This is a genomic window from Ensifer sp. WSM1721 (genome assembly GCF_000513895.2).
GTDB lineage: Bacteria > Pseudomonadota > Alphaproteobacteria > Rhizobiales > Rhizobiaceae > Sinorhizobium.
In genome coordinates this window covers 497,264-509,870 of record NZ_CP165782.1, presented here as the reverse complement: position 1 = coordinate 509,870, position 12,607 = coordinate 497,264, and the positions used below count along the sequence as shown (strand labels likewise).

13 protein-coding genes are annotated in these 12,607 nt (G+C 64.9%); 3 read left to right on the top strand and 10 right to left on the bottom strand.

Going from position 1 to position 12,607, the window contains the following annotated elements:
• Positions 1-200: 200 nt before the first annotated feature.
• On the top strand, positions 201-434 hold the full coding sequence (locus M728_RS02450) for a DUF2093 domain-containing protein (protein ID WP_026618438.1): 234 nt from the start codon (positions 201-203) through the stop codon (positions 432-434).
• A gap of 53 nt (positions 435-487) precedes the next feature.
• Here the strand turns inward: M728_RS02450 and lpxK are convergent, their stop codons facing one another.
• The 6 genes from lpxK to M728_RS02420 form a co-directional block, all read right to left on the bottom strand.
• Entirely contained in the window at positions 488-1,528 is a 1,041-nt protein-coding gene (lpxK, locus tag M728_RS02445) for a tetraacyldisaccharide 4'-kinase (protein WP_026618437.1), read from the bottom strand.
• A 132-nt stretch (positions 1,529-1,660) separates the two neighbouring features.
• The gene (locus M728_RS02440; protein ID WP_245269647.1) at positions 1,661-2,368 is read right to left on the bottom strand and encodes an HAD family hydrolase; all 708 of its coding nucleotides are present in this window, start codon (positions 2,366-2,368) and stop codon (positions 1,661-1,663) included.
• A gap of 9 nt (positions 2,369-2,377) precedes the next feature.
• A complete protein-coding gene (gene waaA, locus M728_RS02435) occupies positions 2,378-3,691 on the bottom strand; it encodes a lipid IV(A) 3-deoxy-D-manno-octulosonic acid transferase (protein ID WP_026618435.1) in 1,314 nt (437 codons plus the stop codon).
• A 37-nt stretch (positions 3,692-3,728) separates the two neighbouring features.
• Positions 3,729-3,965: a DUF4170 domain-containing protein gene (locus M728_RS02430; protein ID WP_026613010.1), complete on the bottom strand. Its 237-nt coding sequence runs from the start codon at positions 3,963-3,965 to the stop codon at positions 3,729-3,731.
• Positions 3,966-4,022: 57 nt separating this feature from the next.
• Positions 4,023-4,835 (bottom strand): 3'(2'),5'-bisphosphate nucleotidase CysQ, encoded by an 813-nt coding sequence (locus M728_RS02425; protein WP_026618434.1) that lies wholly within the window; start codon positions 4,833-4,835, stop codon positions 4,023-4,025.
• A 66-nt stretch (positions 4,836-4,901) separates the two neighbouring features.
• Positions 4,902-6,248: a TldD/PmbA family protein gene (locus tag M728_RS02420; RefSeq protein WP_026618433.1), complete on the bottom strand. Its 1,347-nt coding sequence runs from the start codon at positions 6,246-6,248 to the stop codon at positions 4,902-4,904.
• Positions 6,249-6,393: 145 nt separating this feature from the next.
• On the opposite strand from M728_RS02420, the gene M728_RS02415 reads away from it, so the two are divergent.
• Complete coding sequence (locus M728_RS02415; RefSeq protein WP_026618432.1) at positions 6,394-8,253, top strand: monovalent cation:proton antiporter-2 (CPA2) family protein; 1,860 nt, start codon at positions 6,394-6,396, stop codon at positions 8,251-8,253.
• Between the two features lies 1 nt (position 8,254).
• Here M728_RS02415 and M728_RS02410 read toward each other — a convergent pair whose 3' ends face one another.
• The 3 genes from M728_RS02410 to M728_RS02400 form a co-directional block, all read right to left on the bottom strand.
• Entirely contained in the window at positions 8,255-9,139 is an 885-nt protein-coding gene (locus tag M728_RS02410; protein WP_026618431.1) for a patatin-like phospholipase family protein, read from the bottom strand.
• Between the two features lie 155 nt (positions 9,140-9,294).
• On the bottom strand, positions 9,295-9,855 hold the full coding sequence (gene rsmD / locus M728_RS02405) for a 16S rRNA (guanine(966)-N(2))-methyltransferase RsmD (protein ID WP_026618430.1): 561 nt from the start codon (positions 9,853-9,855) through the stop codon (positions 9,295-9,297).
• 6 nt (positions 9,856-9,861) lie between these two features.
• A complete protein-coding gene (locus M728_RS02400; protein ID WP_026618429.1) occupies positions 9,862-11,580 on the bottom strand; it encodes a pseudouridine synthase in 1,719 nt (572 codons plus the stop codon).
• 72 nt (positions 11,581-11,652) lie between these two features.
• On the opposite strand from M728_RS02400, the gene M728_RS02395 reads away from it, so the two are divergent.
• A complete protein-coding gene (locus M728_RS02395) occupies positions 11,653-12,102 on the top strand; it encodes a nucleoside deaminase (RefSeq protein WP_026618428.1) in 450 nt (149 codons plus the stop codon).
• Positions 12,103-12,105: 3 nt separating this feature from the next.
• Here the strand turns inward: M728_RS02395 and M728_RS02390 are convergent, their stop codons facing one another.
• A complete protein-coding gene (locus M728_RS02390; RefSeq protein ID WP_026618427.1) occupies positions 12,106-12,585 on the bottom strand; it encodes a GNAT family N-acetyltransferase in 480 nt (159 codons plus the stop codon).
• Positions 12,586-12,607 lie beyond the last annotated feature (22 nt).

Sequence of the window (12,607 nt, the reverse complement as noted above, 5' to 3'; positions counted from 1 at the left end):
GTTCCTTTCGGGGGCGGAAACTTTCCGAATTCCACTGGCCTTTTCGGAGGCGGCCGGATAGATCAAGACATCCACTACAGCGCCACGCGTCTTATCAGACGCGCAAAGGACGCTGTAGCACTCTGAATTGCTGCATGTTTTTATCCTTAAATCGGCTACGATTTAAGGAAACATGCAGAGGCGACGAGGCTGACGCAGGCATGATGAACCGTTTTGAAGGAAGCTCCTCCCGCGAGGCGAAGATCCGCTATCTCGACGGCGACTTTCAGGTCGTGCTTGCCGGATCGCACGTTGTCTGTGCTATGACCGGCAAGGCCATTCCGGTCGATGAGCTGCGTTACTGGAGCGTCGCGCGCCAGGAGCCCTATGTGGACGCAGCCGCCTCGTTGGAGGCCGAGAAGCGCGCCGGTGCGTTGCCGAACCAGCGCCGTTAGGTCCTTGTTTTGTACATGTCCCAAAACCGTTGTGCGTTTTTGGGCGACATGCATTAACCGGATTTAGGCGCACGCAGCCGGCGAGCGCGAGCGGCGGCAAGCGCCGCATCGATGATCTTTCCCGGCGCCGCGGGATCGTCGAACCGCACGTCGATCTCGATCACTCTGCTTTTTGCCGCCAGTTCCGCTGCCCGGCCGTGACCGGGCTCCAGGCGAACTATGTCCTTCGCCGTCGTTACGAGCGTCAGGCCCTGGCGTGCGGCGCGATCCACGAGGTCGGCGACTTCGTCCTCGGAGAAGTGATGATGATCCGGAAAGCTTCGGGTCTCTTCGATGATTGCGCCGGTCTCCCGCACCGTCCGAAAAAACTTCTCCGGATCGGCAATGCCGGCCCAGGCAAGCACCTTGACACCGGCTAGCGAGCCATCGTCGGTCCGGACGGTCTCGGCCGGGTAGACGGGCTTGCCCGCCCGCGCCGCACGGCGGATCAGCGGATCGGCGGCAGAGTCGTGACCGATCTTCAGAAGCGCGGTGGCGTGGCGGATCTGGTTGCCGATCGGCGCGCGAACCGGACCGGACGGCACGAGATGGCCGTTGCCGATGCCGCGGCCTGAATCGATCACCAGCAGCGCGAAATCGAAGACGAGTCTCGCACTCTGGAAGCCGTCATCCATGATGATGATGTCTGCGCCTTCGGCGGCGAGCTTGCTGGCGCCCTCGACCCGGCGGCGACAGACGACCGTCAGCGCCTCACGGGCGAGCAGAAGCGGCTCGTCGCCGACCTCGCGAGCGCGATGGTGTTCCGGGTCGACAATTGTTGTGACATCCAGCGAACCGCCGTAGCCGCGGCTCAGGAAACCCGGCTTCAGACCTTTCGCCTTGGCGGCCCGCGCGAGCGCGATCGCCGTCGGCGTCTTTCCCGCGCCGCCGACGGTGAAATTGCCGACGCAGATGAGCGGCACGGGCGCCGTGGCGCGGCGCGCCCGGTCCATGCGCATGCCGGCGATGCGGCCATAGAGCCAGGAGAACGGCCAAAGAGCATAGGCGCGCCAGTCGGCCTTGGTCCACCAGAACGGAGGCGCTTCAGAAACCATCTCTACCCGCAAAGCCTGCCCGGCCCCCTGCCCGCACGGCCAGGAGGGCTGTACCCGAAACTCTCCGCCGCACGGCCGGCGACGGCATGATCGCCGACAAAGAACGTCAGAACGGAAAAAAAGGCAAGCGGGTCAGGCGGTGAGCACCGCTTCCAGCTCGGTGATATCGGCGAGGCAATGATCCGAGGCGTCTGCAAGCGACTGGCGCGAACCGGTGCCCGTCAGCACTGCGACCGTCATGCCGACGCCCGCCTTACGGCCCATATGCATGTCGTGGTTGTTGTCGCCGACGACGGCGACCTGCTCCGGTGTGAGCCCCGTCGCGGTGCAGAATCCGAGCACCATGCCGGGCTCCGGCTTGACCCCATAGCCGCTGTCATAGCCGGCAACGTAATGCAGGTAATTGTCGAAACCGAAGCGTTTCGCCGTCTCCCGGATCGAGCGCTCGTTGTCGCTCGATGCGACACCGAGGCGATAGCCCTTCGCGTGCAATCCGGCAAAAAAGGCGGCGAGGTCGGTCACCGGGACGGCGTAATCGGCGGAACACGCGAAGAGCCCGTCGAAAAGGGTGGTCAGTTCCTCGATCGTGAATGGCGCGCCGGCTGCCACCATGCCGGAAGCAATCTCCACCGTGTTTCCGGCAGCAAGCAGGCTGTCGGGGGCGACGAGCCCCGTATCCGGGTCCATACCGCCCGCGTAAAGCAGCGTCCTTGCGAGGTCATCGTCGCCCTTGGCGGCGATGCGCGCCAGCTCGTAGTTGACCGGCACCCAGCTCTTCACGTAATCGAGCAGGGTGCCGTCCTTGTCGAACAATATGCCGGCAATGTCTGTTGCGGCCACGATCCCTACCTAGCCTTCCGCGCGCGGCTCCAGCCGCGCTTTCACCACCAGCGGATTGATGTAGGGTTCGAGCCCCTTCATCGTCGCCGTCAGCGCGCCTCGCATCTGTTGCACGGTTTCAAGTCCCGCGTCGATCATCGAGCGACGCATGTCGTCGTTGGCGAGCAGGTAGTTCACGCCCTTTGCGAGCATCTCGGTATCGCGCACGATCTTGGCGCTGCCGTTCTTGGCGAGCATCTGATAGGTCTCGCGGAAATTCTGGACGTTGCCGCCCGAAAGCACCGCACAGCCGAGCATGGCCGGCTCCAGCGGATTCTGGCCGCCCTCGGCAAAGAGCGAACGGCCTACGAAGGCGACTTCGGTGAGCCTCAGATAGAGGCCCATTTCGCCAATCGTGTCTCCGAGAAATATGTCGACGTCGGGCGTCAGCGGATCGTCGCGCGTCCGGCGTGCGACCTTCAGGCCCTTCGCGACAAGGGCGGCCTCGATGGCGTCGCAACGCTCCGGGTGGCGCGGCACGATGATCGTCAAAAGGCTCGTGCGATCCTTCAGCGCCTGGTGAACGGTGCCGGCCGCATTCTCCTCGCCGTCGAAGGTGGAGATCGCCGCCCAGGTCTTGCGCGTACCGATCTGCTGGCGGTATTCGCGTAGCGCCCGCGGGTCGTGCGGCGGAGCATCCGTGTCGACTTTGAGATTGCCCGAAACCATGACCGGCAACGCGCCGAGCGTGCGGAAACGATCCGCATCGACATCGGACTGGGCGATGACCAGCGCAAGATTCTCGAAAAGCGCGTCCGCGAGCGACGGCCGCTTCTTCCAGCGGGCGAAGGTCCGGTCGGAAAGGCGGCCGTTGACGAGGGCCTGCGGAATGTGGCGCCGACCGAGTTCGATGATCGTCATCGGCCAGATTTCGGATTCGGCGATGATCGCCAGATCCGGCTGCCAGTATTCGAGGAACCGGCTTACCGCCGGTTTGAAGTCGAGCGGCACATATTGGTGCACGACGGTCGACCCGAGGCGCTCTGCCGCGACCTTGGCCGAGGTCGTCGTTCCCGTAGTCAGCACCACGGCGATGCCGCGGCGGCGGATCTCTTTGATCAGCGGCGTGACGGCCACCGTCTCGCCGACGCTGGCGGCATGAAACCACACGAGAGGTCCCGGCGGGCGGGGCGCACTGGCGTAGCCGTAGCGCTCGCGCCGACGCGCCGGATCCTCCTTGCCCTTCGCCGCGCGGAGCGCAAGATAAGACCAGAAGAAGGGGTAAATCGCCGTACCCAGCCAGCGATAGCCGGAGAGCGCGAGCCGTGCACGCAGGCTACTCATGAATGCTTGCCCTCAGCTCCGTCCGACACCGTCGGCATCATTTGTTTTCCGGGTCAAGCAGGCGATGCATATGGACGATGAAATAGCGCATGTGGGCATTGTCCACGGTCATCTGCGCCTTGGCCTTCCAGGCGACGTGGGCACTCTCGTAATCCGGGAAGATGCCGACGATATCCAGATTTTCGAGGTCGCGAAATTGCACGTCGGTGAGCGTCGTCAACTCTCCGCCGAAGACGAGATGCAGCCGTTGTTTTTTCTCGGAATCGTGAGCCATCGGAATTCCATCTGTTTTTTGGTGTGGGCGTTGGTTTGCGGCATTAGCCCGTAAAGGTCAATGGGGCTCAAGAGGCCTGGAGGCGGCGAGCAAAGCCGAGAGCGCCGACCCTGAAGCCGCTCCCAGAATGCCATGCGTAACGATCGGGCGATTGTAGGAGAGAGGCTCGCCGTCGAGGCTACGAAGCGCCCCGCCGGCGCGCGAAAGGATGAGATCGGCGGCGGCAAGGTCCCAGTCGTGAGAGTTCCTCTTGACGACCGTCCCATCGATGCGGCCGTCCGCGATCATCGCCAAGCGGTAGGCGAGCGACGGCACATGCGACACGCGCAACATCGTCTTGCGGTAGGGCAGCGCGAGCTTGCCGATCAGGTCCTCGGCGATCGCGACCTTGAGAATGTCGCCGGCATCTCGCACCGCAATCGCGTCGCCGTTCTTTCGTGCCGCGCCGTCAAGCGTCGCCTGGAAGACCTCGCCGAGGGCAGGCGCATAGAGAACGCCCGCCACCGGCTGCCCCCGATGGACGACGGCGACGCTCACGCACCAGAGGTCCTTTCCGGAAATGAAGGCACGGGTACCGTCGATCGGATCGACGACGAAGACGGTTTCGCGGGTGAGACGGGTTTCGTCGTCGTCGGTCTCCTCGGAGAGCCAGCCGTAATCGGGCCGCGCGGCGAGCAGCCGCCCTTTAAGGATGTCGTTGGCGGCAAGGTCGGCTTCGCTTACGGGGGACCGGCCTTCGTTCTTCCAATGGACGCCGAACGACGTGCGAAAATATCCGAGCGCCGTGTCGCCAGCCGTCACCGCCGCGGCGAGGATGAGCTCAAGATCCTCGTCCCAAGCCGGCACAATCGAAAGGGCTGTTTCTGACATTCAAATCCTTACGCGCGGGACCAGCCCCACGCACCTTCAACTCCTGGCGGAACGCATCGTCCGCATTCATGTTCCGGCGAGCGTCATGCCTTCGATCGCAAAGGTCGGCGCGGCGATGCCGAATTTCCTGTCGATATCATCGGCCGGCGTCAAGGCCATGAACATCTGCTTGAGATTGGAGGCGATGGTCACCTCCGACACGGGATAAGTGATCTCCCCGTTCTCGATCCAGAAGCCCGAGGCGCCGCGGCTGTATTCGCCCGTCACCATATTGACGCCCTGGCCGATGAGCTCGGTCACGTAGAAGCCGGTGTCTACACCGCGGATCAGATCCTCGCGCGAAATCGAACCCGGCTCGAGCGCGAGATTGGTCGAGGCCGGATTGACTGTCGGTCCGCCTCGAACACCGCGGCCGTTGGTTTCGAGCCCCAGTTCCTTGGCCGCAGATGTGGACAGGAACCAGTGCCTGAGAACGCCATCTTCGACCATCGACAGTTTCGAACCGCTGACCCCTTCGCCGTCGAAGGGGCGTGAAGAGGAGCCGCGGACGATCAGCGGATCGTCGGTGACGGAAATGCCCGCCTTCATGATCTGCTTGCCCATCATGTCGCGCAGGAAGCTCGTCTTGCGCGCCACCGAAGCGCCATTGATGGCGGCTGCCAGATGCCCGACGAAGCCGCGCGCCACGCGCGGATCGAAGACGACGGCCACATTCTTGGCCGTCGGCACGCGACGCGGATCCAGGCGCGCCACCGCCCGCTCGCCGGCAACGCGGCCGATGTCGTCGGCAGTGCGCAGCTCGTCGAAATAGAGCCGGCTGTCGTAATCGTAGTCACGCTCCATCTTCGTGCCTGCGCCGGCGATCGCACTCACCGAGCGCCCGAACCGCGTCGCCAGATAGGAGCCGGAAAAGCCGTGGGAGGTGACGAGGACCAGTCCACCCATGCCGGCCGAAGCGCTGGCGCCGCTGGAATTGGTAACACCGGCGACCGAGAGCGCGGCCTCTTCGGCGGCGAGCGCCGCCTCCGTCAACGCCTCCGTCGAAACCTCGCGGCTATCGAAGAGATCGAGGTCCGGATAGGATCTCGCCAGCCGGTCGGGATCGGCGAGCGAGGCGTAGGGGTCCTCGGGGGAGGCTTTCGCCATCGCCACCGCCCGTTCCGCCAGGACCTTCAGGTCGAAGCCGGGATTGGCGGAGACGCTGGCGACACGCCGCCCGACGAAGACCCGGAGCGAGAAGTCGTCGCTCTCGGAAGCTTCCGTCGCCTCGACCTTGCCGAGCCGAACCGAGACGGAGCGGGAGCGGCCGCGCACGACGACTGCATCGGCGGCATCCGCCCCGGCCCGGCGTGCGTGATCGACGAGCTCTGCGGCACGTGTTTCCAGGACGGCGGAATCGATCATCTCAGACATGATTTGGCCTTTCATTCCTGCCCCATTTATTGTGCACTGAAGCATGCATCAAGGGCATCGACATGATTCCCGCCTCAGCAGCAAAATGATAGTCGGCCGAGCGGCCATCGTGTGGCGCCGCTAGCCGTTGAATGAAAGCGCGAGCATGGAAACGACACCGATCCTCTATACCCAGGCGCTTATGCTGCTTGGCGGCGCCGTGGTCGCAGCACCGCTGTTCAAGCGCCTGGGGCTCGGCACCATTCTCGGCTATCTTGCAGCCGGCATATTGATCGGCCCGGTCGCCCAGCGGATCACCGAGGGCGAGGAGATTCTCCATGTGTCGGAACTTGGCGTCGTCTTCCTGCTGTTCATCATCGGCCTGGAACTGAAGCCGTCGCGGCTGTGGCAGATGCGGCGGGATATCTTCGGGCTCGGCACGGCGCAGGTGGTCTTCACCGGCCTCGTTCTGTCGTTCCTTATTACATTCAGCGGTCTTCTCGGAGGGGCCGGAAGCATCATCGCCGGCTTCGGCCTGGCGCTCTCCTCCACTGCCTTCGCCATGCAGATCCTCGATGAGAGCAACGACACCAACACGCGCTACGGCCAGCGCGCATTCTCCATCCTCCTGCTGCAGGATCTGGCGATCGTTCCCCTGCTCGCCCTTATCCCGCTGATGGCGGCGCAGGCGCCGGAAGACACGACCACGCCTCTCGAGGACTTCGCGATCGCGGTTGCCGCCGTCGCGGCGCTGTTCGCTGCGGGTCGCTATCTGCTCAATCCTCTCTTCCAGGTGATCGCGCGCACGGGGGCACGCGACGTCATGATCGCGGCCGCGCTGCTCGTCGTCATGGGCGCGGCGACGATGATGCAGCTTGCGGGCCTTTCGATGGCGATGGGCGCCTTTCTTGCCGGCGTATTACTCGCGGAATCCTCCTATCGCCACGAGCTCGAGGCGGATATCGAGCCGTTCCGCGGTATCCTTCAGGCGCTGTTCTTCATGGCCGTCGGCCTGTCACTGGAGCTCGGCGTCGTGGCGGAGAACTTTCTCCAGATCATCATCGCGGTACCGGTGGTGATGACGGTCAAGAGCCTCGTCCTCTACGGGCTCTGCCGGGCGACCGGCTCCCACCACAATGATGCGCTTCGGATCGGCCTGCTTCTGCCCCAGGGTGGTGAATTCGGCTTCGTTCTCTTCACCGCTGCGGCCGCGGCCGGGGTCTTCTCGCAAGGCACTTCCTCGCTGCTCGTTGCCATCGTCACGCTCTCGATGGCGCTGACGCCTGTCGCGGCGATGCTTTCGAAACGGCTGCTGCACGAGCAGGACGAAATGGCCGAGGAACTGGACGAGGACTTCGAGGGGGCCGGTGCCGACGTGCTGATGATCGGGTTTTCCCGTTTCGCCCAGATCGCCGCGCAGATCCTGCTTGCCGGCGGCCGCGAGGTGACGATCATCGACCACTCCGCCGCGCGTGTGCGCCAGGCGGCAACCTTCGGCTTCCGCATCTATTTCGGCGACGGCACCCGGCTCGACGTTTTGAGGGCGGCCGGCATCGAACGGGCAAAGATCGTCGCCGTCTGCACGCAGAAGAAGGAAATCACGGACAGGATCATCAACCTCGTCAAGGCGGAATATCCGAACGCCCGCATCTTCGCGCGCTCCTACGATCGCCTGCACACGCTCGAGCTGCGTGCGCTCGGCGTTGACTACGAGCTGCGCGAGACGTTCGAATCCGGCCTGCTCTTCGGCCGTAGGACGCTCGAGACGCTGGGCGTGAACGGCGACGAAGCGATCGCGATCATGGACGACATTCGCCGTCGCGACGAGGCGCGGCTGGTGCTGCAGGAAGCTGAAGGCATCACGGCCGGCCGCCACATGCTGCATTCGAGACCGGTCCGACCGGAGCCGCTGGTCAAGCCGAAGCGCGACGTGAACCACACGGCCGAAACGGAGGAACGAATCCTGCCGATCCTTCCCTCCGAGGACCAACCGCAAGGAGACGAGACGCTGGCGAAGGCGGAGTGAGCTACGGCTTCTCCTCCCACGCTCCGATACGCTCCGACAGTGCGCGCTTCACCTGCTCCTTCGTCTCCTGCGTGGCGGCGAGCAACTCCTTGGCCCGCAGGAAGTCGAGCACGCGGTAGCGGCCGACATCGGGCCGCAGCAGGATATCAGGTGCGCCTGCCTTCATCTTCATGGCGATGATCGACTGCATCATGAGCTGGCTTGCGCCGAACAGGCTGTCGATGCGGCTCGGGATCGTCCTGCCGTCTCCATCCGGACCGCCGACGACGTCAACGGCAATGACGATATCCGCCGCGTCCCGGAGATGGTCGAAGGGGATCGGGTTGTAGATGCCACCGTCTATCATGACGCGGCCATCGATCTTCACCGGCGTGAAAAGCGCCGGCAAGGCGCAGGAGGCCGCGAGCGCCTTATAGAGGTCGCCGCTTTCGCAGACGCGTTCCGTCTGCCCGTAATAGTCGGTGACGACGACCTTGAGCGGGATAGGGAGCTCGGAAAAGCGGGCTGGAACAGCTTCGGGCAGAAATGCTTTCAGTACCCGCTCGATGTTGAACTGGCCGAAGCGGAGGCCGCTTGCGACGGCCTCCGACAGGCTGGCCGGCCGTAACTGCCAGAGGCGGTTGAGCACTTCGCCGCGGTGGCCGACGGTCGCCAACACGTGATCGCGGATTTCCTTGCCGCTCATGCCGGCGGCCATGCCAGCGCCCATCAGCGCCCCGATCGACGAGCCGGCGATCGCCGTGGGCCGGACACCCATCTCGTCCAGCGCATCGATGACATGGATATGGGCAAGACCCCGCGCGCCGCCGCCGCCGAGCGCGAGCGCGATCGTCGGTCCGCCTTTCGTCTCCGGCAGATCGCGCCGCGAGGATACGTTCTGCTCCATTATCTGCTCCGTTCCGTTTGCGCCTTGGCGGAAGAACAATGCGCGCAGCGGTCGCAGACCTTTACCCTACTGCATGTTTCCTTAAATCCTAGCCGATTTAAGGAGTGCCACAGCTTCCTTTGTGCGTCTGAAGACGCACGGCGCTGTAAGGTAGTTCAGGCGCCAAGAAACCGGTAGAAGTGCATTTTCGTGTCGCCGAATGCGCGCACGTCGAGCGGCTCGAACGCAGCGGAGAGTTGCGGCCGTACGTCGGCGCGCTCCTCCAGGATCGCCAAGGCGCCGCGCACGAGCCATCCGCTGGTGGCCGCCGCCTCCAACGCCCGTTCGCCAAGGCCCTGGGCGTAGGGTGGGTCTGCGAAGACCAGATGAAACGGCTCCATCGTCCCGATCGGGCCGAGATCGGTCGCGTCGCGGCGAAAGATCTTGGCGCGCCCCTGGAGGCCGAGCGTTTCGATATTGACGCGGAGCAGACCGCGGCCCTCCACGCCCTGTTCGACGAAGAGCACCTGTCGGCAGCCGCGCGACAAGGCCTCGAGCCCGACGGCACCCGTTCCGGCGAAAAGATCGAGTACCCGAGTGCCGTCAAGCGCCTCGGGATAGCTATGGCTCACGATGTTGAAAAGGCTCTCGCGCGTCCGGTCAGTGGTCGGCCGGATATCGTTGGATTTGGGTGTGGCGAGCGTGCGACCACGAAACTCTCCGCCGACAATACGCACGGCCGATTACTTCCCTTTCCCCCGCGGCCTGCCGCCACCGCTGCGACCGCCAGGTTTGCCGCCGCCAGGTTTGCCGCCACCGGGTTTACCGCCACCGGGTTTACCGCCCCTGGGTTTGCCGTCACGGGGACCGGACGAGCGCGGGGCGGACGATTTCGCCCCAGACGGCTTGGCGCCGGCGGGCTTCGCACGCGGCCGGTCGTGAGAGGGCCGAGCCTCGTCGCCACGGCGCTGAGGGCGTGCCGCATCCTTACGGCTTTCCCCTGCCTTGGCGGAGAATGCGCGACCTTCGTCTTTTGGACGCGCAGCGCGCTCACCGCGCGGGCGCTCGCCGACCTCGCGGCGCGGTGGGCGATCGCCGTGATCGCGCGATTTCCGTTCTGCGGCATCGAGCGGCCGGCGCCGATCGAAACCGCCGGCGGACTCGTCCTTGCGACGTCCAGGCTTCTTCGTCCGGCCTTTCGCCTCCGCACCAGGCGCGGCTGCGGCCTTCGCAGAGACATCGGCTGCGGCGCGGGGAGCCCGCTTCGTCTCAGCGCCCTTGTCGCGAACAGGCTTCGACGTGGCATCGTCCGCCGCTTTCGCCTTCTTCTCGACGACGGGCCGGGCGCCCGGCGCCATCCAGACGTTCGAGGCGCGGCTTCGCCGCACCGGCGGCCGCGCCGGCCGGTCTTCCGCTTTCCCACGGCTACGGCTGCCGCGCTCGTGGTCGCGGCCATCGTCGCGGCGCGTGTCGAGACGGGCAAGGGCACGCGCGCGCTTGTCCTCCGGCTTTTCGCGCCACCCGCTGCGGTCCGCCTTGCCGTGATCGGGCGCGGCGGCAGCAGGCGGCTCGGCTTCGGCCGCAGCCGGCTGGTCGTTATAGATCGGCGCGTCGAAATTCGCCTTGGCGTCGGCGATCAGCCGGGGACCGAGCTGCTCTCGGAGCGTACGGCCGCGGATTTCCTGGACCTCGCCCACCGGCAGGTCACCAAGCTGGAAAGGCCCGTAGGAAATGCGGATCAGCCGGTTCACGTCGAGGCCGAGAGCGCCGAGCACGTTCTTGATCTCGCGGTTCTTGCCTTCGCGGAGACCCATGGTGATCCACACATTCGAGCCCTGAACCCTGTCAAGGGTCGCCTCGATCGCGCCATAGAGGACGCCGTCGACGGCGATGCCCTCCTTCAAACGGTCGAGCGCGGCCTGGTCGATCTCGCCATGCGCCCGAACGCGATAGCGGCGCAGCCATCCGGTCGAGGGCAACTCCAGCACGCGGGAAAGCCCACCGTCGTTCGTGAGCAGAAGCAGGCCCTCGGTGTTGATGTCGAGCCGACCGACCGAAAGCACGCGCGGCAGATCGTCGGGCAGGTTCTCGAAAACCGTCGGGCGGCCTTCAGGATCGGCATTCGTCGTAACGAGGCCCGCCGGCTTGTGATAGAGCCAGAGGCGCGTGCGCTCGATGCCGCGGATCGGATGTCCGTCGACTTCGATGCGATCGGCCAGCGTCGCATTTACGACCGGCGTATCGAGTACCACTCCATTGAGCTTGACCCGGCCTTCCATGATCATGCGCTCGACATCGCGGCGCGATGCAACGCCCGCACGCGACAAGATCTTCGAGATGCGCTGCGGCTCGTCCGGCCCAACGGCGGGCGCGGCGGAGCGGCTCTCGCCTCCCGAATGAGGTTTCTTGTCCCGGCTCCTCGTCTTGCCGCCGGGCTTCGTGGGCTTGTCTTTCGATGTCATTTGTGTTGCCTGCCTTTTGCGGCTGTCCTATCAGGTCGAAGGCTTTGGGTTAAGAGAAATATTGAACGAGTTATGGCGGAAACGGCGCGCTTCATGGATGCGGCCCTTCAAGAGGCCCGGAAGGCGGCGGCACGTGGCGAGGTGCCGATCGGCGCGGTCCTCGTGCTCGACGGCAAGATCATCGCTGCCGCCGGAAACCGCACGCGCGAACTGAACGACGTTACCGCGCACGCCGAGATCGAGGTGATCCGTCGGGGCGCGGCCGCTGTCGGCGACGAGCGGCTTTCGGGGGCCGACCTCTATGTTACGCTCGAACCCTGCACCATGTGCGCGGCCGCGATCTCATTCGCCCGCATCCGCCGCCTCTATTATGGCGCAGAGGATCCGAAAGGCGGCGCCGTCGATAACGGGGTCAGGTTCTACGCCTCGCCCACCTGCCATCATGTGCCGGATGTCTATTCCGGCCTGGCGGAGCAGGAGGCAGCGGATATTCTTCGGGAATTCTTTGCCGCGCGGCGGTGAAGCTCAGTCCGCCGCGAGCGCCTCCAACGCCTCACCGGCGAGCCGGTAGCGCTTCCATTCGGACATCGGCTCCGCACCGACCGCCTCGTAGACGCGAATGGCGGGTTCGTTCCAGTCGAGAACGCTCCACTCGAAACGGCCGCAGCCTTCGGCGATGGCGATCCGCGCCAGATGCTTCAGGAGCGCCTTGCCGGCACCCGAGCCGCGATACTCCGGCGAGACATAAAGGTCCTCCAGATAAAGACCCTTGCGCGCCTGCCAAGTGGAATAGCTGTAGAACCAGATGGCAAAGCCGGCAGGCTTGCCGTCGGCCTCGCAGATGACGGCATGCGCGACCGCATCGGTTCCGAAGAGTGATCCGCGCAAACGCTCGACCGTCGCCTCCACCTCGTGGGCGGCCTTTTCATAGGTGGCGAGTTCCGTGATGAAACGCAGGATCGTCTCGGCGTCACCCGGAACCGCATCGCGAATGCTGATTGCCATGCTTGAGTTCCGACCTAGCTCG